Origin of the sequence: Herbaspirillum rhizosphaerae (genome assembly GCF_046025915.1) — a bacterium.
GTDB classification, from domain to species: domain Bacteria; phylum Pseudomonadota; class Gammaproteobacteria; order Burkholderiales; family Burkholderiaceae_D; genus Herbaspirillum; species Herbaspirillum rhizosphaerae_A.
The window spans coordinates 64,415-87,856 of record NZ_JAQQFR010000016.1; the positions used below are offsets into that span (position 1 = coordinate 64,415).

The 23,442-nt window shown below is 57.2% G+C and carries 21 protein-coding genes and 1 tRNA gene; 7 read left to right on the top strand and 15 right to left on the bottom strand.

From position 1 onward, the window contains the following. Nucleotides 1-105 precede the first annotated feature (105 nt). Nucleotides 106-1,251, top strand: a complete 1,146-nt coding sequence (locus tag PQR63_RS21070; protein ID WP_408169903.1) for a diguanylate cyclase — start codon at nucleotides 106-108, stop codon at nucleotides 1,249-1,251. A gap of 174 nt (nucleotides 1,252-1,425) precedes the next feature. On the opposite strand, the gene PQR63_RS21075 is transcribed toward PQR63_RS21070, so the two are convergent. Continuing rightward, complete coding sequence (locus PQR63_RS21075) at nucleotides 1,426-1,608, bottom strand: hypothetical protein (protein ID WP_094563126.1); 183 nt, start codon at nucleotides 1,606-1,608, stop codon at nucleotides 1,426-1,428. Between the two features lie 761 nt (nucleotides 1,609-2,369). On the opposite strand from PQR63_RS21075, the gene mgtA reads away from it, so the two are divergent. After that, nucleotides 2,370-5,132: a magnesium-translocating P-type ATPase gene (mgtA, locus tag PQR63_RS21080; protein WP_408169904.1), complete on the top strand. Its 2,763-nt coding sequence runs from the start codon at nucleotides 2,370-2,372 to the stop codon at nucleotides 5,130-5,132. A gap of 112 nt (nucleotides 5,133-5,244) precedes the next feature. Here mgtA and PQR63_RS21085 read toward each other — a convergent pair whose 3' ends face one another. The 5 genes from PQR63_RS21085 to PQR63_RS21105 all read right to left on the bottom strand — a co-directional run bounded on the left by PQR63_RS21085 (nucleotide 5,245) and on the right by PQR63_RS21105 (nucleotide 9,022). Further along, a complete protein-coding gene (locus PQR63_RS21085; protein WP_408169905.1) occupies nucleotides 5,245-5,895 on the bottom strand; it encodes a DUF1345 domain-containing protein in 651 nt (216 codons plus the stop codon). A gap of 225 nt (nucleotides 5,896-6,120) precedes the next feature. Then, a complete protein-coding gene (locus PQR63_RS21090; protein ID WP_408169906.1) occupies nucleotides 6,121-6,597 on the bottom strand; it encodes a SecDF P1 head subdomain-containing protein in 477 nt (158 codons plus the stop codon). Continuing rightward, complete coding sequence (locus tag PQR63_RS21095; protein WP_408169907.1) at nucleotides 6,597-6,815, bottom strand: hypothetical protein; 219 nt, start codon at nucleotides 6,813-6,815, stop codon at nucleotides 6,597-6,599. The genes PQR63_RS21090 and PQR63_RS21095 overlap by 1 nt, the downstream gene beginning before the upstream one ends. A gap of 120 nt (nucleotides 6,816-6,935) precedes the next feature. Then, complete coding sequence (locus tag PQR63_RS21100; protein ID WP_408169908.1) at nucleotides 6,936-8,348, bottom strand: sensor histidine kinase; 1,413 nt, start codon at nucleotides 8,346-8,348, stop codon at nucleotides 6,936-6,938. 5 nt (nucleotides 8,349-8,353) lie between these two features. Then, nucleotides 8,354-9,022: a response regulator transcription factor gene (locus tag PQR63_RS21105; protein ID WP_007880395.1), complete on the bottom strand. Its 669-nt coding sequence runs from the start codon at nucleotides 9,020-9,022 to the stop codon at nucleotides 8,354-8,356. Between the two features lie 371 nt (nucleotides 9,023-9,393). Between PQR63_RS21105 and PQR63_RS21110 the strand changes: the two genes are divergently transcribed. Together PQR63_RS21110 and PQR63_RS21115 are read left to right on the top strand one after the other, a co-directional pair. Beyond that, nucleotides 9,394-11,616, top strand: a complete 2,223-nt coding sequence (locus tag PQR63_RS21110) for a TonB-dependent receptor (protein ID WP_408169909.1) — start codon at nucleotides 9,394-9,396, stop codon at nucleotides 11,614-11,616. Nucleotides 11,617-11,640: 24 nt separating this feature from the next. Beyond that, complete coding sequence (locus PQR63_RS21115) at nucleotides 11,641-12,327, top strand: Fe2+-dependent dioxygenase (protein WP_408169910.1); 687 nt, start codon at nucleotides 11,641-11,643, stop codon at nucleotides 12,325-12,327. A 25-nt stretch (nucleotides 12,328-12,352) separates the two neighbouring features. Here the strand turns inward: PQR63_RS21115 and mdtD are convergent, their stop codons facing one another. The 5 genes from mdtD to PQR63_RS21140 all read right to left on the bottom strand — a co-directional run bounded on the left by mdtD (nucleotide 12,353) and on the right by PQR63_RS21140 (nucleotide 17,744). Continuing rightward, the gene (gene mdtD / locus PQR63_RS21120; RefSeq protein WP_408169911.1) at nucleotides 12,353-13,720 is read right to left on the bottom strand and encodes a multidrug transporter subunit MdtD; all 1,368 of its coding nucleotides are present in this window, start codon (nucleotides 13,718-13,720) and stop codon (nucleotides 12,353-12,355) included. An 80-nt stretch (nucleotides 13,721-13,800) separates the two neighbouring features. Then, nucleotides 13,801-14,655: an ABC transporter permease gene (locus PQR63_RS21125; RefSeq protein WP_408169912.1), complete on the bottom strand. Its 855-nt coding sequence runs from the start codon at nucleotides 14,653-14,655 to the stop codon at nucleotides 13,801-13,803. Nucleotides 14,656-14,718: 63 nt separating this feature from the next. Then, a complete protein-coding gene (locus PQR63_RS21130; RefSeq protein WP_050475772.1) occupies nucleotides 14,719-15,540 on the bottom strand; it encodes an ABC transporter ATP-binding protein in 822 nt (273 codons plus the stop codon). Between the two features lie 146 nt (nucleotides 15,541-15,686). Beyond that, on the bottom strand, nucleotides 15,687-16,700 hold the full coding sequence (locus tag PQR63_RS21135; protein WP_408169913.1) for an ABC transporter substrate-binding protein: 1,014 nt from the start codon (nucleotides 16,698-16,700) through the stop codon (nucleotides 15,687-15,689). A gap of 51 nt (nucleotides 16,701-16,751) precedes the next feature. Further along, nucleotides 16,752-17,744: an ABC transporter substrate-binding protein gene (locus tag PQR63_RS21140; RefSeq protein WP_408169914.1), complete on the bottom strand. Its 993-nt coding sequence runs from the start codon at nucleotides 17,742-17,744 to the stop codon at nucleotides 16,752-16,754. A gap of 227 nt (nucleotides 17,745-17,971) precedes the next feature. On the opposite strand from PQR63_RS21140, the gene PQR63_RS21145 reads away from it, so the two are divergent. Both PQR63_RS21145 and PQR63_RS21150 read left to right on the top strand, forming a co-directional pair. Then, nucleotides 17,972-18,646 carry a response regulator gene (locus PQR63_RS21145; protein WP_408169915.1) on the top strand — a complete coding sequence of 225 codons (675 nt, stop codon included), beginning with the start codon at nucleotides 17,972-17,974 and terminating at the stop codon, nucleotides 18,644-18,646. A gap of 2 nt (nucleotides 18,647-18,648) precedes the next feature. After that, nucleotides 18,649-20,067: a sensor histidine kinase N-terminal domain-containing protein gene (locus PQR63_RS21150; protein WP_408169916.1), complete on the top strand. Its 1,419-nt coding sequence runs from the start codon at nucleotides 18,649-18,651 to the stop codon at nucleotides 20,065-20,067. A gap of 68 nt (nucleotides 20,068-20,135) precedes the next feature. On the opposite strand, the gene PQR63_RS21155 is transcribed toward PQR63_RS21150, so the two are convergent. From PQR63_RS21155 to PQR63_RS21170, 4 genes are all read right to left on the bottom strand, one after another. Then, a tRNA-Val gene (locus PQR63_RS21155) sits at nucleotides 20,136-20,210 on the bottom strand. Nucleotides 20,211-20,323: 113 nt separating this feature from the next. Further along, entirely contained in the window at nucleotides 20,324-21,046 is a 723-nt protein-coding gene (gene dnaQ, locus PQR63_RS21160) for a DNA polymerase III subunit epsilon (RefSeq protein ID WP_408169917.1), read from the bottom strand. 19 nt (nucleotides 21,047-21,065) lie between these two features. Beyond that, complete coding sequence (rnhA, locus tag PQR63_RS21165; protein ID WP_094566185.1) at nucleotides 21,066-21,500, bottom strand: ribonuclease HI; 435 nt, start codon at nucleotides 21,498-21,500, stop codon at nucleotides 21,066-21,068. 122 nt (nucleotides 21,501-21,622) lie between these two features. Next, entirely contained in the window at nucleotides 21,623-22,411 is a 789-nt protein-coding gene (locus PQR63_RS21170; RefSeq protein ID WP_408169918.1) for a class I SAM-dependent methyltransferase, read from the bottom strand. Between the two features lie 21 nt (nucleotides 22,412-22,432). Here PQR63_RS21170 and gloB point away from each other — a divergent pair, with 21 nt between their 5' ends. Continuing rightward, nucleotides 22,433-23,260 carry a hydroxyacylglutathione hydrolase gene (gene gloB, locus PQR63_RS21175; protein WP_408169919.1) on the top strand — a complete coding sequence of 276 codons (828 nt, stop codon included), beginning with the start codon at nucleotides 22,433-22,435 and terminating at the stop codon, nucleotides 23,258-23,260. Nucleotides 23,261-23,442: the final 182 nt, after the last annotated feature.

Genomic DNA, 23,442 nt, shown 5'->3' on the forward strand with positions numbered 1-23,442 from the left:
TTGGTTCAATGCAAGTTACGTAACTTATTCATTATTTGTTACGCCGTGGCACCGACTTCACCCTGCCCTTGATTCCTTTATTGCCGCCGAAAAGCCTTGCTCACCATGCCCTCACCCAAACCCCGTTCCAGAAGCGAAAAATCGCGTGCGCGACCGGCATCGTTTTTTTCTTTCAAACGGGCGCAACGGGCTTTCGGCGATTCTCCGTCGCCTGAAGAACTCATCGGCAAGGGCGTGCGCTTCGTCAAACGCATTTACGCACTGCGCGTCATCGGTTTGTCGATCGGATTTTTCTGCGTTGCCGCTGCTTTCCTGCAAAATCCAGTCGGCTGGCCGCTGTGGGCGCTGCTGATTTTCCATGGCTACATCTGGCCGCACGTTGCTTATCGTGTTGCGCTCAGCAGCAAAATTCCGTATCGCACCGAGCGCATGAACCTGGTCGCCGATACCGGTTTCGGCGGCTTCTGGATCATCGCAATGCACGGCAGTCTGGTGCCGAGCGCAGTCATTCTCGCCATGCTATCGATGGATAATATTGCGGCAGGCGGCACCAGGCTATTCCTGCGCGGCTTACTCGGCAGCGTGTTCGGGGCATTGATCGGTCTGTTGCTGCTCGACTTCCGGTTCGCACCGGAGGCTGATCTATACACCGTGGTTGCCTGCCTGCCGATGCTAGCGCTTTACCCGCTGGCGCTGGGCAAGTCGACCTACGACATGTCTAAAAAACTCGCCGAACGTTCGCGTGAATTTGAAACCGTCAGCCAACGCGACGGCCTCACTGGTCTACTTAACCGTCGTTATTGGGAGTCGCTGCTGATTGAAGAATTCGATGCCTGCCATGAGAAAAAACGTAGTTCCTGCCTGCTATTGCTCGACATCGATCACTTCAAGAATATCAACGACACGCACGGCCATCTGGTCGGCGATGAAGTGCTGAAGAATTTTTCGCAGTTGCTGAAAGAGAACCTGCGTACCGATGACCTGATCGGCCGTTATGGCGGCGAAGAGTTTGTCGTCATCCTGCAAGACATCAGCCTGCGCGAGGCAGAAACGCTGGCAGCCCGCCTCATTGAGCAAGTGCGCCAGCATCGCAGCTCAGACAACATGCTCTGGGGTTGCACCATCAGTGCCGGACTCGTGAGTTTTCACAGCGATATGGAAGCGCATTATTCCTGGCTCCAACGCGCCGATCATGCGATGTATCAGGCGAAAGATCGCGGACGCGATTGCCTCGTTGTAGAAGGACGCTGAACAAATAAAAAGGCCGCCGCGTCATCTTAGGGGAAGACGCAACGGCCTCGCAATCAAAGGTGGAACGCCCGACGAGTCTTTGGAGTCGATTTATACAAATACGCACTCCCTCCGGCGTTCCAGCCACCGCCACAAATCGAAGTTTGATCCGCAGCGAACGAGCAAGAAAGCTCGTTAAATTAGCACTGGCAGTACCTCCAGCACTAAAAGCGCAATCAGTGCTCCACCTAGGGCACCGATTCCACGCAATACCGTCCTCACCAATTTCGACGCTACCGGCACTTCGCCAAACAACACCAATCCGGCAAACGCCATGGGCAAAAAGAACATGAGATTATTCGTGACGATATTCGGCATGATTTTTGTCTCCTACATGTTTTCTTTATGATTTGAGTATAGGTCGCTTACTACATAAAACAAGGATAGTTTCGAGAGGACATGTCCCGCAGTGCACCATCCGCGCGTCATTTGGCCCGGTGATCGCAGCGCTCAGACGCATCCCGCTGTTGTTAAATGGCCTTGACCATGCAGAAAGCCCGGGGGTAGAATCCGCCCGTTCTTATTTTTATGGAGTCCCTTTCATGGGCACTTGTTCGAGTGACAGTTGTTGCCGGGAAACGTCCCGGCTCACCTCGGCAAGATAACGCAGGACTTCTCCCTGCCGTCATCTTGCTCGAGCAGATGATGGCATCCGGCATTCGCCGCTTCAGGCGCATGTCCTTACCAACAGACAACACAGACTGACGCGCCGCTATGCGGGTGCGGCATTGGCGTTTTCCGCCCTTGCCGATCCCGTGGCGCACCTCTACCGGCATTGCGCGCTTAGCATCCCTGCGCATACCGGAGAGAATGCGTTCGCGACCGGCTTTTGCCGGCCGGACCAGCCATGCCGTCAGCAGAACCAGATGTCGACGAAAGGGTCTTCGCAACCTCAACCTGCGGAGTCCTTATGCCCGATTTACCTTCACATTGATCGCCTGTATGTCATCGATATGTCAGGAGGATTCGTTACAGTTTGACGCCTTCTGATTTTTCCCCTTCGATGACTGCACGAACCGGACTGCCGCGCGCTATCCGGCCCAGTACTGCAAACTGTTGCAAAGAAAAAGAGCTTCATCATGAATCTGGATCTGTTGAAAGAAACCTTCGCTAGCTTCATCCGTGCACGCGGCATGGATCGCCATTTCCGCCGTCTCGGCGTGGACATGTTCCGCAGCTCGCCGACCACCAAGGAAGTCCCGCAAACCGTGGCGCAAAGCCTGGTGAGCGCCTCCCAGACCGACCTGTCCGAACTGCTGAAAAACCTGGGTTCCCGCACCGACGGCCTGACCGAACAGGAAGCCGACGCTATCCGTGCCGAAGTCGGGCCGAACGAAGTCGAACACGAAAAACCACTGACCTGGTGGGTCCATCTGTGGCATTGCTACAAAAACCCGTTCAACCTGCTGCTGACCGTGCTCGCCGCCGTCTCGTACTACACCGAAGACATGAAGGCCGCCATCGTGATCGGCACCATGGTGGTCGTGTCGACGCTGATGCGCTTCGTGCAGGAGTCGCGCTCCAACACCGCCGCCGACAAGCTCAAGGAAATGGTCAGCAACACTGCGACCGTGATCCGCCATGACATCGTCGCCGACATCGCCGAAGAAGCGCAGCGTTACTTCGATGTCACCTTGCATCCCAAGGGCGCCAAGCGCATCGAACTGCCGATCAAGAAGCTGGTGCCAGGCGACATCGTGCAGTTGTCTGCCGGCGACATGATCCCTGCTGACCTGCGCCTGATTGCTGCCAAAGACTTGTTCATCAGCCAGGCAGCCATGACCGGCGAATCGCTGCCAGTGGAAAAGTTTGCCGAGCATCGCGGCGTCGATGCCAGCAACCCGCTGGAACTGGATAACCTCTGCTTCATGGGCACCAACGTGGTCAGCGGCTCGGCGACCGCGGTTGTGCTGACCACCGGCAAGCGCACCTACTTCGGCGCGCTGGCGGAACGCGTCACCGCCACTGACCGCACCCCGACAGCATTCCAGTCGGGCGTGAACAAGGTCAGCTGGCTGCTGATCCGCTTCATGCTGGTGATGACGCCGATCGTGTTCTTCATCAACGGCTTCACCAAGGGCGACTGGGTTGAAGCCTTCCTGTTCGGCCTGTCGATTGCGGTCGGCCTGACCCCGGAAATGCTGCCGATGATCGTCACATCGACGCTGGCCAAAGGTGCGGTCGCGCTGTCGCGCAAGAAGGTCATCGTCAAGCGTCTCGACGCGATCCAGAACTTCGGCGCAATGGACGTGCTGTGTACCGACAAAACCGGCACGCTGACGCAGGACAAGATCTTCCTGGAGCGCCACACCGGCATCCTCGGCGAACCGAACGACGAAGTGCTGCAATACGCCTATCTGAACAGCTACTATCAGACCGGCCTGAAGAACCTGCTCGACGTCGCCGTGCTGGAACACGCCGAATTGCAACGCGAGATGGCAATCGCCTCGGCCTATCGCAAGGTTGATGAAATCCCGTTCGACTTCCAGCGCCGCCGCATGTCGGTGGTCGTCAGCGAACGCGAAGATCACCATGAGCTGATCTGTAAAGGTGCCGTCGAAGAAATCGTCTCGATCTGCACCCACGCACGTAACAACGGTGAGATCGTGCCGTTCACGCCGGAACTGCTGGCAGAGATCAAGCGAACCACGGCCAGTCTGAACTCCGAAGGTCTGCGCGTGGTGGCCGTGGCCGCCAAGGATCTACCGCCAACCAAGGAAACCTACAGCGTCGCCGATGAATCCGATCTGGTGCTGATCGGTTACATCGCCTTCCTCGATCCACCGAAGGAGTCGACCGAACCTGCGCTGGCCGCCTTGCGCGCCCATGGCGTCACGGTCAAGATCCTGACCGGTGACAATGAACTCGTCACCGCCAAGATCTGCCGCGAAGTCGGCCTCGAAGTCGAAGGCATGCTGCTCGGTTCACACGTGGAAAAGATGAGCGATGAAGAGTTGTCCGTCGCCGTTGAGACGACCACCGTCTTCGCCAAGCTCAGCCCGACGCACAAAGAGCGCATCGTGCGCGTGCTGCACGACAAGGGTCACGTGGTCGGTTTCATGGGCGACGGCATCAACGATGCACCGGCATTGCGTGCGGCCGACATCGGCATCTCAGTCGATACCGCCGTCGATATCGCGAAAGAAGCCGCCGATCTGATCCTGCTGGAAAAGAGCCTGATGGTGCTGGAAGAAGGCGTGCTGGAAGGCCGCAAGACCTTCGCCAACATGCTCAAGTACATCAAGATGACCGCCAGTTCCAACTTCGGCAACGTCTTCTCGGTGCTGGTGGCGAGCGCCTTCCTGCCCTTCCTGCCGATGCTGCCTTTGCATCTGCTGGTGCAGAACCTGCTGTACGACGTCTCGCAGATTTCCATCCCATTCGACAATGTCGACAAGGAATTCCTCGAGAAGCCGCAACGCTGGAACCCGGGTGAAATCGGCCGCTTCATGGTGTTCTTCGGTCCGATCAGCTCGATCTTTGATATCAGCACCTTTGCGCTGATGTGGTACATCTTCGGCGCCAACTCGCCGGATCATCAAACCCTGTTCCAATCGGGCTGGTTTATCGAAGGCTTACTGTCGCAAACGCTGATCGTGCACATGATCCGCACCAAGCGCATCCCGTTCATCCAGAGCCGTGCTTCGTGGCCGCTGATGGGCATGACGCTGATCATCATGTGCATCGGGATCATTCTGCCGATGTCGCCGCTGGCCAGCTACTTCAAGCTGCAGGCACTGCCGCTGAGCTACTTCCCGTGGCTGTTGGCGATACTGATTGCTTACGGCGCGCTGATTCAGTTGATGAAGAAGTGGTATACCAACCGCTACGGCTGGCAATAACTGGCAATAGCCCGCTAAGCAGTTGAGGACGTAAAAAAGGGATGTGTGCAAACACATCCCTTTTTACTTTTTAGCGAGCAAATATTGGACCTGATATGAGTGTTGCTGATGATCAGCTAGTGAGGCTCGCCGCAATATTGATCGACAACCCCAGAATCGCCGCATTGAAGAGAAAGCCGATCACCGAATGGGCCAGCACGGTTTTACGTAAAGCGCGTGTGCCGACACAGACATCGGAGGTCTGCACCGCCACGCTGATGGTGAAAGAGAAGTACAGGAAGTCCCAATAGTCAGGATTTTTTTCACCGTCGGCGAAACGCAGAGGCGGTTCGGCATCATCGTCTTCGCCATAGAACAGGCGCGCGTAATGCAAGGTGAACATGGTACCGATCAAAAACCACGATCCCAACACCGTACCGCCGGTAAAGACATAGCGCAGCAACTTGTGCTCGCCCAGATGCGACGCGCCGGCCAGCTCGACGATGATAGCGGCAAGGCTGGCGATTGCCGCAATGCACACCATGACCAGCACCAGTTGCGCACTCTCGTCCTCGGTTTCAGCCAGGCGTTTGACGTCGGCCGCTTTGGCGCCCAGCATCATGAACCAGATCGACAGCAGATAACACAAGACCCCCGCGTTCCAGCCGACCAGCAAGCGCGTGATGGTTTCGCCTGCAGGCCACAAGACAAAACCCAATACACCGATAACGACGGCAACCAGCAGACGCGGATGAACCTGGACAATATGACGAGCAACGGACATGGTGGGGGCGAGTAGTTAAGTTGCCGTCACCTTACCATGACTGCGAGGTGCGTTTCTTACGGAGACCTTGGCTAGCGCTCAACTGCCATTCAGTTCATAACCGGCACATTTATTACCGTCGTCCCAGCGAACGCTGGGATCCAGTGTCGTGGCTACGGTTGAACACGACACTGGATCCTGACTTTCGTCAGGACGACAGACAAGAACAGTCCATAGATTGCTGCCTTATCGTTTCGGCGCAATACCTTCTGCTACCTGCTGCGCCTCTTCAAACGATTTGAAGCCGGTGATGGCGAAGCGATTACCGCTGAGCGGTGCCGACACCACCGGCGCGGTCAACACCTCGCCGTTGATCATCACCGCCATGCGCTGCCGCAACAGGACACGCGAAGCCGAACCCAGGCGGATCGTGCCGGCAGGCGTCATCTGGATGATGATCAGCACCTGTCCACCAAGATCTTTCTTGGCATTGGCCAGCGCCACGTCTGAATTGTCCAGCAGCACCTCCGGCGCGACATAGACCGTCGTGCCAGGATCGTCAAGCAAGTTGGCTTTTTGCCAATCCGGACTCTCCGTCAGACTGGCTGCATGGATTTCAAACCGGGCGGATTGCGATTGCGAATAGCCCGTTGCGCACGCCGTAAGACCGCTGCACAACATGGAGACCGCGAGGATTTTTTTCACATGAGAAACAACCGCCATCAGAACTCATGCTCCTTCAAGGCGCGTTCGGCGCGTTGTTTGGCGTTGTCCAGCGCTTCCTGCAGGGAACCGAACAAGCCGGCAGGGATATAGGTTTCGGCAACTTCGGGTTCACGCGTCAGGCGCACGAAGACTTGTGCTTCAAACACATCCTCTTCTTTTTTTACTGCGTCGAAACGTGCGATATGCGTGCCGCTTTGTAGGACTTGCTCTGTCATAAAACCTCCATCGATGTCGATACAGGGATTGGACAGAGGCATATCCAACTGGTTCTGGATAATTATTTCAAACGGGAAACAGGGAAAACGATGATATAGCGTGAGGCCGCTATACGCCTGCTATGTGTCTGCCTTGGCGCCGTGCGGAAAACGTACGGTAAAAATCGTGCCGCAGTCTTCCTCGCCCGATGTCAGGGTGATTTCGCCACCATGATCCTTGGCGATATCGCGCACGATGGCCAGACCGAGACCGCTGCCGGAAATCTTGTCATTGACGCGATAAAAACGATCGAAGATCAGTTCGCGGTGTTCCGGCGCGATACCGGGGCCGGAGTCTTCGATGGACAACAGCGTCGCATCTTCCTGTTCGCGGCAACTGACCGTCACCGTGCTTTGTGCTGGCGAATAACGTATGGCGTTGTCGACCAGATTATCGATCAGGTCACGCAACATGAAACGGTCGCCCTTCACGCGCGCCGGCTGCAGGTCAAAGCCGAGGTCGATCTGTTTCTTGTCGGCCTGCTCGATGAAATGCTGCACCGATTCTTCCACCAATTTATCGAGAGAAAGTTCTTCCAGATGGGTCGGCTTGAAGCGGCTCGGTTCGGCGCGCGCCAGCGCCAGCAACTGGTTACTCTGGCGCACCATGCGCTCGACTGAAGAGGTCATCAGCTCGGTCGAATGCGCCGTTTCCGGCTCGTTGGCGTGACGCTGCTGCAACCATTCCAGTTGCAAGCGCAAACCGGTCAATGGCGTGCGGATCTGATGCGCCACATTGGCCAGGAAGTTCTGCTGCGCCGTCGCGCCCTTGCGGATATTGTCGAGCAGGCTGTTGATCGCCTTGACCACCGGCGTCAGTTCTTCGGTGGTCTGTTCCACGTCGATCGGCGTCAGGTTATCGCGATTGCGCTGATCCAGATTCTGTTGCAGTTCACGCAGCGGATGCAGACCTTTGTTCACCGCCACCAGCACGATGACGATGGAGAATGCCGTGAGCACCCCGTCGAGCAGCAACAGCGAAATCAGGATGACGTAGTGGGTCTGGTTACGTTTGCGGAACGTCTCGGCGATGCCGATATAGATGGGAGTACGTTCGATGCTCACATACAGAGCGGCAATGCGAACCTGTTCGCCATTCATGACGCCGTCGTAGGTCACCGGCTCATTGGGTTCGTCAATCTGGTTGACCGGAGGGAAGTTGTGATCACCTGCCAGTGTTTCGCCGTTGGCATCTCGCACCACGAAATACATCGTATCGAAATGATCCGAACGCAGCATCTGCTCGGCTTGCTTGGTGAGTTCAAGAGACGTCTTGCCGCGCACCCGCTTGATCTGCGAAGTCAGCGCCCAGGCCGCGTCGGTAATACTCTGGTCGAATGCATCTTGTGCCGGCAGCCACGCCAGCCAGTACGTCAGCCCGGCGCCGATCAGATTGACCGCGAGCAGCGGCGCAATCAGCCATTTCAGCAGATTGAATTTAATGCTGTGACGCACGACCTTGCGAGTCGTATCGGAGGCTGGCGACCGGCGCATCAAAATCAGGCGTCGCTTTTTTCCAGCATGTAGCCGAAGCCGCGGATAGTACGAATCGCCACGCCGGAGCCGGCGGTCTTGGTGCGGATGCGGGAGACATAGACCTCCACCGCATTGAGGGTCACGTCTTCACCCCAAGGCAGTACGGCATCGATGATCTGCTGCTTGGATACCACACGCGAAGCTTGCTGCATGAGGTATTCCAGCACAGTCCATTCACGGACCGAGAAATCAACTTTTTTGCCGTCGATCGTAGCGCGCTTGGACGAGGTGTCGAGCGACAGACCGCCGATAGTGAGCTGCGTCGGCTGCGGGCTGCTGCGACGGATCAGCGCCTTGATGCGTGCGACCAGCTCGGGTGTCGCGAAAGGCTTGACCAGGTAGTCATCTGCACCCAGTTCCAGTCCGTGCACACGGTCAGGAATCGTATCGCGCGCGGTCAGCAGCAGCACCGGCATGTTGCTGCCACGGGCGCGCAGCCGGCGCACCACTTCAAAACCATCCAACCCTGGCAGGCCGATGTCGAGCACCAGCACCGTGGCCGTATAGCGTTGCAACAGCGCATCGGCGTCAGTGCCGTTATTGACTGTGTTGACACTCAGGCCATGCGATTTGAGCATGCGCGACAGACCATCCGCCAAGACCAGGTCATCTTCCACCAGCAGAACATTCATATATCAGGACCAGATTGAAAGTAAAACTGCAAACTGCAAACTGCAATATGCAGCAAGAAATTATCCCCTGCCCGAAACCGGCAAGGCTAAGTATTGTAGCGCTCTGCAGCATGCCTAAATTGCCACTCTATCGGATAGGCAGCCCTTTATTTGTGCCATTTTGACGACAGTCAGCAAATAGTCAGCTTTTCGTCAGTACTTAGAAAGGACAGCGCTTTAGTCTAGCGCTCATCGATACGAAATGAGAATCGAAATCATCTACAAATGATGAGGCCACTCTCCTTTCCAGACGCATTTTAGCCAGCCAAACGGGACTTTGTCCGTCGTAGCCAGCCACTCCATTCTGTGACTAACCTAACGATAACGACCACATGAACCGTCTCACGCCGATCGCTGCCGCGCTTGTCGCGCTGTTTGCAGCACCCATCTCCCTGCATGCACAACAGACTTCCCCTGCCGCCCCATCCTCTTCCCTGAAGGAAGTCGTGGTCGAAGGCCAGCGTGACGACTTCAACACGAATAGCACCGCCATCACCAAATTGCCGGCAGATCTGCATGACGTGCCGCAATCAGTTGTCGTTGTGAATAAGGCGCTGATGCAGTCGCAAGGTGCGAGCTCACTGTCTGACGCGCTGCGCAATGTCGCTGGCATCACGTTGGGCGGAGCGGAAGGTGGTCAGATTGGCAACAACATCAACCTGAACGGCTTCTCGGCGCGTACGGATATCTATCTGGATGGTTTCCGCGACCGCGGCCAGTACTATCGCGACACCTTCGCCATGGATGAAATCGAAGTCCTGATGGGACCTTCCTCCATGCTGTTCGGTCGCGGTTCAACCGGTGGCGTGATCAATCAGGTCACCAAGAAAGCCAACCTGAAAGAATCGACCGAAGTCTCCGCTTCCGTCACCAGCAACGGCCTGGTGCGCACGACTGTTGACCACAACCAGCCGCTGACCGATACCTCCGCCTTCCGTATGTCGGCGATGGTGCAGGACGGCGCGGCATCGACGCGCAACCAGACCAATGTGCAGGACTTCGGCCTGGCAGCCTCGTATGTCAACGGCATCGGCACCTCTACTGAAATCACGCTGTCCGCGCTGATCCAACATAACCATGACCAGCCCGATTATGGCCTGCCGCCACTGAACGGCCATCCGGTCAATGTTGACCGCAACACGTCTTACGGTCTCAACAGCGACCGCACCGATCAGGACGTGGTGTCGTTGAACGCCGGCATCAAACACAAGATCACTCCGGATGTCACCATTCGCAATCAGACCCAATTCAACTGGGTTCATACCAACGCGGTCGAAACTGCACCGAACACGATCGGTACTGTCTCCGGTGCCGGCTTCACCGCGCTGACCGGTGCCGCCAGCAGCCTGCCACTGTCGAGCTTGTACGTCCGCGCACAAAGCCACGACCGCAACATTCAGGATTACTCGATCTACAACCAGACCGAACTGTCGGCCAAGTTCACCGGCCTGGGCATCAAACATGATTTCCTCGTCGGTCTGGAAGTCGGCCATGATGGTTACGACAATCAGGCTTACTACCGCAACGGTTCCTGCAACGGCGTAGCGCTGACGGATGCGACGACACCGACGAGCGGCTATGCCGACTGTATCTCCGTCGTCAGCCCGACCTACAGCGCCGCCGGCGCCAACGTCGTCAGTCAGGCAGGCAATCGTCAAGGTGGCAGCGCCAACACCATCGCGACCTACTTCAACGACACGATGGAACTGAGCAAACAGTTCAAGCTGGTCGGTGGTTTGCGCTTTGACCGCTATGTCGCCAGCATCACCAACACGCTGAACTCAAGCAATACGCCGGCCGCTGCAAAGAATACCGCGCTGGCCAGCGCCAATCAGACCGTCAACTTCCTTAGCGTGCGTGCAGGCGGTATCTGGCAGCCGAGTGCGGCACAGTCTTACTACCTGTCTTACGGCACGTCGTTTAATCCGTCGCTGGAACAGTTGACCGGTACTGCGGGCCAGACCAATCTCGATCCGGAGAAAAACAAGTCGTATGAGCTGGGCGGCAAGTGGGATCTGGCGGAAAACCTGTCGACCAATGCAGCAATCTTCCAGATCAAGAAAGAAAACGCACGCAGCCTTGTCACCACCGGCGTCTACGAGCTGCAAGGTACCGTCCGCGTCAAAGGCGCACGCCTGGGTGCAACAGGCCGCATCAACAAGCAATGGCAAGTCGCTGCTGGCTACACCTATCTGGATGCTCAGGTTCTCAGCGGTGCTGCCGGCGACACCGCCGTAGGCAAGATCCCCGTCAACACGCCGAAGCACACCCTGACCACCTGGACTACCTACGACGTCATGCCGCACTGGCAAGTTGGCGGTGGTGCGACTTACATGTCGCAACGCTATGCCACCGCGACCGATACGGTACAAGTCGGCGGCTACACACGCTGGGACGCCACCGTCGCCTATACGCAAAAACAATACGATATTCGTTTCAACCTGTTCAACCTGACCAACAAAATGTATTACGATGCGCTGATCCAGTCCGACGGCGGGCGTTCGGTGCCTGGCACCGGCCGTACCGGCATGATCTCGGTCAACTATCGTATGTAATTTGAAGTAGAAAGAAATCCATCCATGCTGATCGCCATTCCCAAGCTGCTCGACGCGCAACAACTCAACGCTGTACGTCAGCTCTTGAATCAGGCGGGACCGGCATGGGTGGATGGCCGTGTGACTGCAGGCTATCAAGGCGCACCGGTCAAGTACAACCAGCAAATCGACGAGCGCTCGGAAGTCGCGGCGCAATGCCAGCGCATTATCCTCTCCGCACTCGAACGCAATCCGCGCTTCATCAGCGCCGCCTTGCCGAACATGGTGTATCCGCCGATGTTCAATCGCTACAGCGAGGGCATGACCTTCGGTGCGCATGTCGACGGCAGTGTCCGCATCGACCCGCATACCGGACGCAAACTGCGTACCGATCTTTCGGCGACACTATTTTTGTCTGATCCTGCCAACTACGATGGCGGCGAGCTGCAAATCCACGATACCTATGGCGTTCATTCTGCCAAGCTGGAAGCCGGCGACGTGTTGGTCTATCCTGCCACAAGCCTGCATCAGGTAACGCCGGTCACACGCGGTGTGCGCACGGCGTGTTTTTTCTGGGTACAAAGTCTGGTGCGCGACGATGGTCAGCGCAGCATGCTGTTTGACATGGACAACGCCATTCAGACACTGAATCAAACTAATGCTGATGAGATCGCGCGACGCACGTTAGTCGGCTGCTATCACAACCTCATGCGCCAATGGAGCGACACCTGATCGCAGCACTATCGTTCAATTGAACTCAGTTGAAATACTGCGCATCCATCCGGCGAAACACCAGCGCCGACAACAAGGTCACCACGCCGACGCAAACGAAGGTCAGCGTAAACGTCCACTCCCTCGCCCACGCCACGCCGTCGAGTCCGCTCAGCATCGATCCGGCAATGGTGACACCCAGCCCCAGCGCCAGCATCTGCACCATCGAGAACAGACTGTTGCCACTGCCGGCATCTTTGCTGTTGAGCCCCTTGAGCGTCACACTGTTCATCGCTGCGAACTGCATCGAGTTGCTCACACCGAAAACCGCTAGCTGCAAGATGCCAATCCAGATCGGCCACGTCGGTGTGATCAATGCGAACGAGACAATAGAGCCGCCGACAAGAATCGTGTTCACCAGCAAGAAGTTCTCGTAGCCGAAGCGACGCACCAGCGGCGCAATCCAAGGCTTGGCGATAGTGCCGGAAATTGCCGCCGGCAGCAGCACCAGGCCGGCATGCAAAGGTGAAAAGCCAAGCTTGACCTGGAGCAGCAGAGGCAGCAAGAACGGCACGGCCGATGAACCGATACGGCACACCAGATTGCCGATCAGCCCGACACTGAAATTGGGTTCGTTGAACAAACCCAGACGAAACAAGGGTTGCTCGTCGCGGCGCGCATGCAGCACATACAGCCACACCGTCAGCACCGATACGCCCAATAATCCGGCGCTCCACCATTCGCGATATTCGGTCATGGGCACATCCAGCGCCAGCGAAAACGTCACCATGCAAGTCGACAGCAGCGCGCATCCAAGCAGATCAAAGCGCGGCGGCGAAGTGATTTCTTCAGCAGGCAAAAAGTGATGCACGGCGAACATGCCGATCACGCCCACCGGCACGTTAATCAGAAAAATCCAATGCCAGCCGATGGTCTGCGATAGCCAGCCTCCCGTCACCGGCCCCACCACCGGGCCAAGCTGCCCTGCAATCGAGATGAAAGCCAACGCCGAAATATACTGCGCCCCCGGCACACTGCGCAGTACTGCCAGGCGACCGATAGGCAGCAGCATGGAACCGCCGACGCCCTGCACCACACGCGCCAGCAGCAACTGCGGCAAGGAATGCGCATTAGCGCACAGCAGCGAGCCGAGTACAAAAATCAGAATAGCGAGGAAGTAGACACGGCGCGTGCCGAAGCGGTCAGCCAGCCAACCGGAGGCCGGTGTGAGCGAGGCCATCGTCAACGTATAAGAAACCACCACCGGGTGCATCGCCAGTACCGGCTCGCCGAGACTGGCGGCCATGGACGGCAATGCGGTGTTGACGATGGTGGTGTCCAGCGTCTGCATGAAAAAGCCCGATGCGACGATCCACAACAGGGCTTTTTGAGAACGGGAAGAAGTAAGAGGCATGGAGAAGAATTTTATCGTCCCTGCCCGGGGCCTGCACAACTATCCGGAGATTTACTGTCGGCAGGCCCGGAAAGACACCATCAGAATGCGGCAGGACGCCATTTCAGCAAGCGCTTTTCCAGCGAGGTCAGCAGATAGTCCGCCAACAGCGCCACCACCGCCAGCACGATCATCGCTGCAAACACGCCGCTCGCGTTGAACGCACCTTGCGCCGTGGAGATCAGCAGACCGATACCTTGCTTGGAGCCGAGGAACTCACCCACCACGGCGCCGACCAGTGCGAAGCCGAAGCTCACGTGCAAGCTCGCCAGAATCCAGCTCAATGCCGATGGAATCACCACCGCCATTGTCACCTGACGACGCGAAGCACCAAGGATCTGCGCATTGGCAATCATGTAACGGTCGGCTTCACGCACGCCCTGAAAGGCATTGCCGAACACCACGAAGAACACCATCACCACCGCCAGCGCCACCTTGGACGCCATGCCCAGGCCCAGTGCGATCACGAAAATCGAACCCAGCACCACACGCGGAATCGAATTGGCGATCTGGATGTACAGACTGAACACATCCGACATCAGCTTGTTGCGACCCAGCGCGATGCCGGCAATGATGCCCGCGATGGAACCGATCAGGAAGCCCAGCACGGTTTCTTCCAGCGTCACCATGACCTGCACCCACAAGGGGCCTTGCGAGGTTCCTTCCATGATCCAGTCATAAATCTGGATCACGATCAGCGATGGTTGCGAAAAGAAGAAGGGATCGATCCATTGCATCGTGGCGGACAGTTCCCAGCCACCGAGGATGATGACCAGAATCGCCAGGCGCAGCGAAATCACCAGCCAGTAGCGTTGTTTGATCTTGCGTTGCGCTTCGCGCTCGACTTCCGCGATTGCCTCCGGGCTCATGGCGCGGCTTGTATTTACTTGTGTCATGTTGCTCACCTGTCTTGTCGTTGGTGTGGTGTAAGGAGCAGAAGATATTTCTGTAGAAGGCGCTTACTTGATCTGCACTTCTTCACGCAGATCCGACCAGATTTTTCTGGAGATATCGATGAAGCGTTGCTCGTAGCGCACTTCTTCCATCACGCGTGGGCGCGGCAAATCGATTTGGTAAGTGCTCTTCAACGTCGCCGGACGTGCGGTCAGCACATAGACCTTGTCGGCCAGCGCAATCGCCTCCTCCAGATCATGGGTGACGAACACCACCGAGCCGGAATGTGCCGACCACAGTTGCAGCAGCTCATCTTGCATCAAGGTACGGGTCTGCATGTCGAGCGCGCTGAAGGGCTCATCCATCAGCAGGATTTCAGGGCTGTTGATGAAGGTCTGTGCCAGCGCCACGCGCTTGCGCATACCGCCCGACAATTGGTGCGGATAGTGATCGCCGAACTTGTCGAGGCCGACGCGACGGATCCATTCGTTGGCCAGTTCATAGGCCTGATCCTTCGGTTTGCCGCGGAACAGCGGGCCGGCGGCGACGTTGTCGCGCACGCTGCGCCATGGGAACACGGCGTCATTCTGGAACACGAAACCGATGCGCGGGTCGATGCCGTTGACCGGTTCACCCATCACACGCACTTCGCCGATGGTCGGTTTCAGCAAACCGGTGATCAGGCTCAGCGTGGTGGACTTGCCGCAACCGGTCGGACCAACCACGGCGACGAACTCGCCGCGGGCGACGCTCATGGAAAAGTCGCGCAAGGCAACGGTGACATTGCCGTCAGCGGTGATGAAGCGGCACGACACGTTATCCAGCTCGATGGCCGGCGTGTCGAGTTTCGCTGCTGCAGCTGGCTTGGCGGTGGCAGTTTGGTTCATGGAGGACTCTTTCATCGTAATAACGTCAATTGCTGCAAAATTTCTGCGTGCTGCGTACGAGCGATCCCTTCGTATCCGTCCGGCTGAACGGATACGTCGGTTCACATCATTGTTGAAACGGTTTTCTTAAGTCTTGCTCAAGCTGATTACTTGACCAGATTCACAAACTCGTTGGTGTAGGTCTTGGACAAATCGATGTGCTTGCCCTTGACGTTCGGATTGAAGCCCGACAGTACCGACAGCACTGTTTCAGGACCGCCAACCGGCATCTTGCCGTCAGCCGAATACATCGGCAGCGAGTTTTCCAGCGCCTGAACGTACAAGGCCTTGTTGTTGCCGTAGTAGTCCTTCGGCATCTTGTCGGCGATCTCGGTGGCGCTATGAGTCTTGATGAACTTCAGCGTCTTGACGAAAGCACGCGCCAGCTTGGCAGCGTCATCCTTGTGGCCATTGAGCCAGTTGCGTTGCACATACAAGCTCGAGGCAGGATACAAACCGCCCAGTGCCTTGACCGTGCCTTCTACCGAACGCATGTCGACCAGCACCTTGGCTTCACCGGTCTTGAGCATTTGCGATACAGTCGGCTCGGTCGTCATGCCGGCATCGATACGGCCTTGCTTCATCGCGGCGATGAAGGTGTTGTCGGCGCCGACCGGCAGCACTGAGTATTCTTTCGACGTGATGCCGTAACGCGATGCCAGATACTGCGTCAGGAAGTTGGTCGACGAACCCAGACCGGTCACACCCAATGTCTTGCCTTTGACATCGCCCATGTTTTTGATCGATGCAGAAGCCTTGGTCGAGACCAGCTCCACTTCACCCGGTACCTGGCCGAAGATCACGATGGCGGTGATTTCCTTTCCCTTGCTTTGCAGATCGATGGAGTGATCGTAAAAGCCAACCACTGCCTGCACAGCACCTGCCAGCAATTCATTCTCGGCATCCACGCCGGCCGGTTGCGATTGCAGCTCGACGTCCAGACCTTCTTCCTTGAAGTATCCCAGTTGCTCAGCCAGTTTGGCCGGCAGATAAACCATCTTGGTGATACCGCCGACCATGATGGTGATCTTGCCTGCGGCAGATGCCGTACCCGGCAAAGCCATCATCGTGGCACCGGCAACGGCCAGTGAAATCAGTGTGCGGCGAATGTTCTTGTTCATGAAGTCTCCTTGTAGGTATTTGTATGCGTAATGCAAATTCGGTGTGAAGCCCTACTTCACCTGATTGACGAATTCGTTGGTGTAGGTCTTCGACAAGTCAATCTTCTTGCCCTTGATGTTGGGATTGAACCCCGCCATGACCTTGAGCACCACCTCAGCGCCTTCAGGCGGCATTTTGCCATCCGGCGAATACATTGGCAGCGAAGCCTTCAGCGCCTGCACATACAGCTTCTTGTTGCCGCCGTAATAGTCAGCCGGCATCTTGTCGGCGATCTCTTCCGCGCTGTGGGTCTGGATGTACTTGAGCGTATTCACGAAGGCACGCGCCAGCTTGGTGGCTTCGGCCTTGTGCGTCTGCAACCAGGCGCGCTGCACATAGACGGCTGAAGCCGGATACAGGCCGCCCAACGCGGCGCGCGTACCGTCAGCACTGCTCATGTCGACGAGTACCTTGGCTTCACCGCTGGCCAGCAACATCGACGTGGTCGGCTCGGTGGTCCAGACGACGTCAACGCGTTTTTGCTTGAGCGCGGCGATCAGGGTATTACCCGCACCGACCGGCAACATCGAATAGTCACTGGTCTTGAGGCCATTGCGGCTAGCCAGATATTGCGCCAGGAAGCTGGAAGAAGAACCCAGGCCGGTCACGCCGAGCGTACGGCCCTTGAGATCGGCCATGCTGCGCACTTGCGTCGCCAGGTCGCTGCGCACCATCTCCATGCCGCCCGGCACCACCAGCAACTGGGTAATGGACTGCACTTCCTTGCCCTTGCTCTGCAGATCGATGGAGTGATCGTAATAGCCGACCACGGCCTGCACCGCACCGGCCAGCAATTCATTCTCGGCATCGACACCGGCTTGCTGCGATTGCAGCTCGACGTCCAGGCCTTCCGCCTTGAAGTAACCGAGGTTTTCCGCCAGCTTCGGCGGGAGGTAGATCAGCTTGTTGATGCCGCCGACCATGATGGTGATCTTGTCCGCAGCCTGCGCTGTCGGCACTGCGGCTACATTGACCAGCAGGGCAGCCGCGAAGCTTGCAGACATTGCAGATATACCTCTGCCGCGGGTAAAGACGCTGGCAAACACATTGAAGCGTTGACGCATTATGATGTCTCCTGGATGAGAAAAAGACCGGCAGATCAAGTCTGCTCAGCTAACTCTACTTATTATTAATATACTTGCCGGTATTCTAAGAACCGCAAACCTTCATCCAGCTTTCCAAATTTGCTGTTTTTTTCCTGCAGTGCAACAAAAAAATATAGGTCTTTTGCATGAAATTGCTGCTGATTGAAGACAACCCGCCTCTGGCGCATTGGCTCACGCAGATCCTCAAAGAGAACAAATTCAGTGTCGACGTCGCCAGCGACGGCGAAATGGCTGACCACGTCCTGCACACCGAGAACTACGACGTCGTGCTGCTCGATCTGATGCTGCCAAAAATGAGTGGAAAGAATGTCTTGCGCCGCCTGCGCGAACGGCACAATTCGGTGCCGGTGATGATCTTGACCGCCAGCGGCTCCATCGATGAGAAGGTCGAATGCCTCGGTGCCGGCGCCGATGACTATCTGGTCAAACCTTTTGAAGTACGCGAACTGGTGGCCCGCATCAAGGTGTTGATCCGCCGCCAGACACCCGATAAGGCGGCTGAAATCCATTGCGGCGATCTGGCCTACGACAGCAACACGCGCCAGTTCGCCATCGCCGGCAAGACACTGGCGCTGCCCGCGCGCGAACATGACGTGCTTGAAATCCTCATGCTCAAGCAAGGCAAGACCGTCTCCAAAAACGCGCTGGTCAGTGGCATCTTCAATCTCTCGGAAGAACCCAGCGCCGACGCCATCGAGATCTATATCTCGCGCCTGCGCAAAAAACTCGACGCTTCGCAAGCCGCCATCATGACCTTGCGCGGTCTAGGCTATCTGCTCAAACAAAAAGATGATCGTTAAAGATGATCGTTAGTCTGCGCCTGCGGTTGCTGCTCTGGCTGCTGATCCCGCTCACCGTCTACGTCGGCATCAGCACCAGTTACACCTATGACAGCGCGGTCACCAGCGCCAATCTGATCCAGGATCGTGCGTTGGTTGCCTCCGCCCGCATGATGGCCGGACAAGTCACGTGGGAAGACGGTGCGCCGGTCGTCAACATCCCGCCCGCGGCGCTGGAAATGTTCGCGTCGCCGAGCCACGACGAGGTTTATTACCAAGTGTTGATGGACGACGAAACCTTGCTGGCCGGCCGCCCCGACTTCCCGGTCGATGTCGACTTCTCGCTGATTGCGCCCGCCTACGCCACGACCTATTTCAACAACCAGCCGCTGCGCGTGGTCAGCTATGTACGCGCACTGTACGACAACGGCACGCTGCGCATGGTCGCCGTGTCCGTCGGCCAGACCATGCGCGGCCATCAGGAATTGCTGGACGAACTCTGGCGCCCTGCCCTGCATCGCCAGATCATCATGCTGCTGCTGGCCATCGCGCTGGTCGTGGTCGGACTGACCATGGAACTGCGCCCCATCCTGCGCGTCAAGGATGAACTCGCCACACGCGAGCCGAACTCGCTCACACCATTGCGCGCCGGTGAGCTGCAGATGGAATTGCGCCCCATCGTCGAAGCCATCAACCAGTACATCCAGCGCCTCAACACCCAGGTCGCCGTACAGAAACGTTTCATCGCCGACGCCGCGCATCAATTGCGGACACCGCTGACCATCATCGACTCACAGATCCAGTTCGCACGCCAAATTGAAGACCCGCAGCGTCTGGCCCAAGTGCTGCAAGCCTTACAAGACAGCAGCCGCAGCATGACCGACCTGACCAACAAGCTGCTGCAACTGTCGCAGGCGGAAGCCTCCAACAGCACAGCCTTCCCGCGCCATCCAATCGAACTGGTGGCATTGACGGCCACCGTATTGGAAGAACTGGTCAGCCTGGCGCAACGCAAGCATATCGACCTCGGCATGGAAGCCGGCGTCGACGAAGCCTGGGCCATGGGCAGCCAGGCGCTGTTCTCCGGCATGCTGATGAACCTGATCGACAACGCGCTGCGCTATACGCCGGAGCACGGCAAAGTGACGGTGGGCGTGGCCATGGAAAACCCCGGAGAAGACAAATCGGAAGTAGTGATTACCGTCGCCGACAACGGCCCCGGCATCCCCGCAGAAGCACGCGAGCGCGTGTTCGAACGCTTCTACCGCAATGCTGCGCCCGACCAGCACGGCGCGGGACTCGGCATGGCGATTGTGAAAGAGATTGTGCAGGCGTCGCAGGGGACGATTGTGCTGGGGACGAATGCGGAAGGAAAAGGTTTGAAAGTGACGGTCAGATTGCCGGCCTCATCCGTGGCCGGTGCAGGCAATGTGCAGACATAAAATGCGACCAACAAAAATCGTCAACAGAAACGAAAAAAGCCAACGCGAACGCTGGCTTTTTTAAATTCTGGTGGAAAGTGCAAGTTTCGAACTTGCGACCCCTGCAGTGTGAATGCAGTGCTCTACCCCTGAGCTAACCTTCCATTTTGCTGTCGCCACCGCCGAATAGGCTTGGTGTGAAGCGGCCCGAATTATGACACAGAATTGACTTGCCGGGCAAGCCGCTTCTTATTTTAAGCAATTATTTCCAAACAATTTACGCTGGTGGCGCTTCTTCAGGGACTTTGCGCCACACGCAGGTGCCTTTGACTTCCTTGTCCAGCGTGTTGAGCATAGTTTCATGCAGACCCAACTCGTCCTCGCTGGCGGCCACCACGATCACGTCGGCCAGTGGTGCCAGCTCAAGCACAGGGCTGCCGTCTTCATTGTCGCCACCGTCGGCGAGATCCATGGTCAGGCTGTTCTGGCCGCGCGTCATGGCCAGATAGACTTCCGCCAGCAGGGCCGCATCGAGCAGGCCGCCGTGCAGGGTGCGGTGCGCGTTGGAGATGCCGTAGCGGTCGCACAAGGCGTCCAGCGAGTTGCGGCGGCCCGGATGCTGCTCCTTGGCCATCTGCAGCGAGTCGACGATGTTGTTGACGTGTTCCTTGAATGGCGCCAGTCCCAGCAACTTGAACTCGGCGTCGAGGAAGCCGACGTCGAAGGGAGCGTTGTGGATGATGATTTCGGCGCCGCGCACGTAGTCGCGGAACTCGTCGGCGATTGCGGCGAACTTCGGTTTGTCGCTGAGGAACTCGGTGGTCAATCCGTGCACCGCCAGCGCGCCTTCGTCGGAATCGCGTTCAGGGTTGATGTAGAAATGCAGGTTGTTGCCGGTGAGCTGGCGGTTCAGCATTTCGACACAACCGATTTCAATGACGCGGTCGCCGGTGCGCGGGTTCAGGCCGGTGGTTTCCGTATCGAGAATAATTTGTCGCATGGTGTGCTCCTGAAGTGCTTCAGCGGATCGTATCTACGCCGCGATTGGCGAGCTGGTCGGCGCGTTCGTTGCCGGGATGGCCGGCATGCCCCTTGACCCAGCGCCATTCGATCTTGTGCTCTGCCTGCGCGGCGTCGAGCGCCTGCCACAGGTCGACGTTCTTGACTGGCTCACGCGAGGCGGTTTTCCAGCCGCGTGCTTTCCAGCCATGAATCCACTCGCTGATGCCCTTTTGTACGTACTGGCTGTCGGTGTAGACGGTCACGTCGCAGCGGCGATTCAAGGCGCCCAGCGCTTCGATGACGGCTTTGAGTTCCATGCGGTTGTTGGTCGTGTTGTTTTCACCGCCGCACAATTCCTTCTCGCGACCGCCGGCGATCAGCAAGGCGCCCCAGCCACCTTTGCCGGGATTGCCCTTGCAGGCGCCGTCGGCATAGATCTCTACTTTGTCCATCTCTACGTTGTCCATCTGTTCTTTGCTCATGTTCATTTCTTCAGTTGCTGGGTTATAGCTTAGTTGTTGCTTAATCTTTGTTCACTGCGCGGACATCACCGACAATCCGCGAAGGCGGCATTCTAATCTTTATGGATGCGATGGACCCTGTTCGTGGCAGGCACACCCTTCGGCACCTTCACTTTTTGCTTGCTCCAGGCCGGGCCGATCAGGCGCATGCCTTTGACCCGTTTGATCGCCTGCACGATATACACCGCGCCGAAATAAGGCCACCAGCGATCGCCGGCTTTTTCCATGAAGTCGAAACGGTCCAGCCATTTTTGTGTGGCACAGGGCGGCGCATAGCAGCCGAAGTGACCGCGATTGACTTCCATGTTGAGCAGCTTGAGCCAGTCCTTCAGGCGCGGCAGGCGAATGAACTCGCCATCCTGCGGCAGAAAATGTGCACCGGTCAGACGACCGCCCGCCTGGCGCGCGCCCCACAAGCTGGTGGGATTGAATCCGCAGATGATGACCTGCCCTTCGGGGATCAGCACACGCTCGACTTCACGCAACACTTGATGCGGCTCGGCGCTGAATTCGAGAACATGTGGCAAGACCACGAGATCAAGACTTTGCGTGGCGAACGGCAATTCGGAGAAATCATGCGCCACCACCAGAGGAATCTCCCGCCCTTCCTGAGATTCCGTGGGCAGGCAGTTATCCGTCAACCAGCGATACGGCATGCGATTGGCTTGCAGCGCACTGATTTGCGGCATGCCGATCTGCACAGCGTTAAAGCCGAAGATGTCCGCCGTCAGCGCGTCGAGATGCTTTTGCTCCCAGGCGCGGACGTAATTACCCATCGGCGTATGCAGCCAGGCGTCGAGGGCTATAATCGACTTGTCCAGATCCGTATCGATCCCAGCCATTACGCGAGCCCTCTTCCGACCATGTCAGTACAGCCAGCCACTAGCTTAGCCATCCCGAACGCATCATTGAATGTTTTAACTGTTCCCGCATTTGACGATAATTACCTCTGGTTGATTCATGACGGCGTACATGCTGCGGTAGTCGACCCCGGCGATGCGGCACCGGTCATTACGGCGCTCGAAGCGCATGGTCTGACACTGGTCGCTATTCTACTGACTCATCACCATGCTGACCATGTCGGCGGTGTTCCCGGCCTGTTGCAGCATACCCAAGTTCCGGTCTACGGCCCCGCCGGTGAAGCGATTCCGACGATTACCCAGCCTTTGTGGGAGGACGCCCTGGTGCATCTGGCCGACCTGTCGCTAGATCTGAAGGTCATCGACGTACCCGGCCATACCAAGGGCCACATCGCTTACTACGCCGCTCGCCAGGGCTGGTTGTTCTGTGGCGACACCTTGTTTGCCGGAGGCTGTGGTCGCCTGTTTGAAGGCACCGCGGCGCAGATGGTGAACTCGCTGTCCAAGCTGACTGCGTTGCCGGGAGACACAAAAGTCTATTGTGCCCACGAATATACCTTGTCCAACCTGCGCTTTGCCCGCGAGATCGAGCCGGGCAACGACCTATTGACCGCCCGCATCGAAAACGAACAGGCCAAACGCGCCCGCCACGAACCCACCGTGCCGTCGACTATTGCGCTGGAGATACAGACCAACCCTTTCCTCCGGTACAAGGAAAAAACGGTCGTGGCGCGCCTGCAGGAAGCCGGTCGCCTGCCCGCTGCAGCACCACAAATTGACCCCGTGGAAACATTTGCCGCCCTGCGCGAATGGAAGAATAGCTACAAATAGACCCGGATAACACCTTTTTTCGGACAAATACCAAACGAATCAAGGGCTTAAGCTTTGTAACATAAGTCAATTTTTACTTGACGAGTGAAAAGGGGCTTACGTACACTCCGTTAATCTCCAAATCCCATCGGCTTGCAAGCCGTTTTTAGATAAACACACGGTTTTGTCGTTTTTTAATAACA

What these genes read in the sequence shown, in the direction of transcription:
- PQR63_RS21070 (WP_408169903.1), top strand. Translation starts at nt 106, where the DNA reads ATGCCCTCACCCAAACCCCGTTCCAGAAGCGAAAAATCGCGTGCGCGA.
- PQR63_RS21075 (WP_094563126.1), bottom strand. Translation starts at nt 1,608, where the DNA reads ATGCCGAATATCGTCACGAATAATCTCATGTTCTTTTTGCCCATGGCG.
- mgtA (WP_408169904.1), top strand. Translation starts at nt 2,370, where the DNA reads ATGAATCTGGATCTGTTGAAAGAAACCTTCGCTAGCTTCATCCGTGCA.
- PQR63_RS21085 (WP_408169905.1), bottom strand. Translation starts at nt 5,895, where the DNA reads ATGTCCGTTGCTCGTCATATTGTCCAGGTTCATCCGCGTCTGCTGGTT.
- PQR63_RS21090 (WP_408169906.1), bottom strand. Translation starts at nt 6,597, where the DNA reads ATGGCGGTTGTTTCTCATGTGAAAAAAATCCTCGCGGTCTCCATGTTG.
- PQR63_RS21095 (WP_408169907.1), bottom strand. Translation starts at nt 6,815, where the DNA reads ATGACAGAGCAAGTCCTACAAAGCGGCACGCATATCGCACGTTTCGAC.
- PQR63_RS21100 (WP_408169908.1), bottom strand. Translation starts at nt 8,348, where the DNA reads ATGCGCCGGTCGCCAGCCTCCGATACGACTCGCAAGGTCGTGCGTCAC.
- PQR63_RS21105 (WP_007880395.1), bottom strand. Translation starts at nt 9,022, where the DNA reads ATGAATGTTCTGCTGGTGGAAGATGACCTGGTCTTGGCGGATGGTCTG.
- PQR63_RS21110 (WP_408169909.1), top strand. Translation starts at nt 9,394, where the DNA reads ATGAACCGTCTCACGCCGATCGCTGCCGCGCTTGTCGCGCTGTTTGCA.
- PQR63_RS21115 (WP_408169910.1), top strand. Translation starts at nt 11,641, where the DNA reads ATGCTGATCGCCATTCCCAAGCTGCTCGACGCGCAACAACTCAACGCT.
- mdtD (WP_408169911.1), bottom strand. Translation starts at nt 13,720, where the DNA reads ATGCCTCTTACTTCTTCCCGTTCTCAAAAAGCCCTGTTGTGGATCGTC.
- PQR63_RS21125 (WP_408169912.1), bottom strand. Translation starts at nt 14,655, where the DNA reads ATGACACAAGTAAATACAAGCCGCGCCATGAGCCCGGAGGCAATCGCG.
- PQR63_RS21130 (WP_050475772.1), bottom strand. Translation starts at nt 15,540, where the DNA reads ATGAACCAAACTGCCACCGCCAAGCCAGCTGCAGCAGCGAAACTCGAC.
- PQR63_RS21135 (WP_408169913.1), bottom strand. Translation starts at nt 16,700, where the DNA reads ATGAACAAGAACATTCGCCGCACACTGATTTCACTGGCCGTTGCCGGT.
- PQR63_RS21140 (WP_408169914.1), bottom strand. Translation starts at nt 17,744, where the DNA reads ATGTCTGCAAGCTTCGCGGCTGCCCTGCTGGTCAATGTAGCCGCAGTG.
- PQR63_RS21145 (WP_408169915.1), top strand. Translation starts at nt 17,972, where the DNA reads ATGAAATTGCTGCTGATTGAAGACAACCCGCCTCTGGCGCATTGGCTC.
- PQR63_RS21150 (WP_408169916.1), top strand. Translation starts at nt 18,649, where the DNA reads ATGATCGTTAGTCTGCGCCTGCGGTTGCTGCTCTGGCTGCTGATCCCG.
- dnaQ (WP_408169917.1), bottom strand. Translation starts at nt 21,046, where the DNA reads ATGCGACAAATTATTCTCGATACGGAAACCACCGGCCTGAACCCGCGC.
- rnhA (WP_094566185.1), bottom strand. Translation starts at nt 21,500, where the DNA reads ATGGACAAAGTAGAGATCTATGCCGACGGCGCCTGCAAGGGCAATCCC.
- PQR63_RS21170 (WP_408169918.1), bottom strand. Translation starts at nt 22,411, where the DNA reads ATGGCTGGGATCGATACGGATCTGGACAAGTCGATTATAGCCCTCGAC.
- gloB (WP_408169919.1), top strand. Translation starts at nt 22,433, where the DNA reads ATGTCAGTACAGCCAGCCACTAGCTTAGCCATCCCGAACGCATCATTG.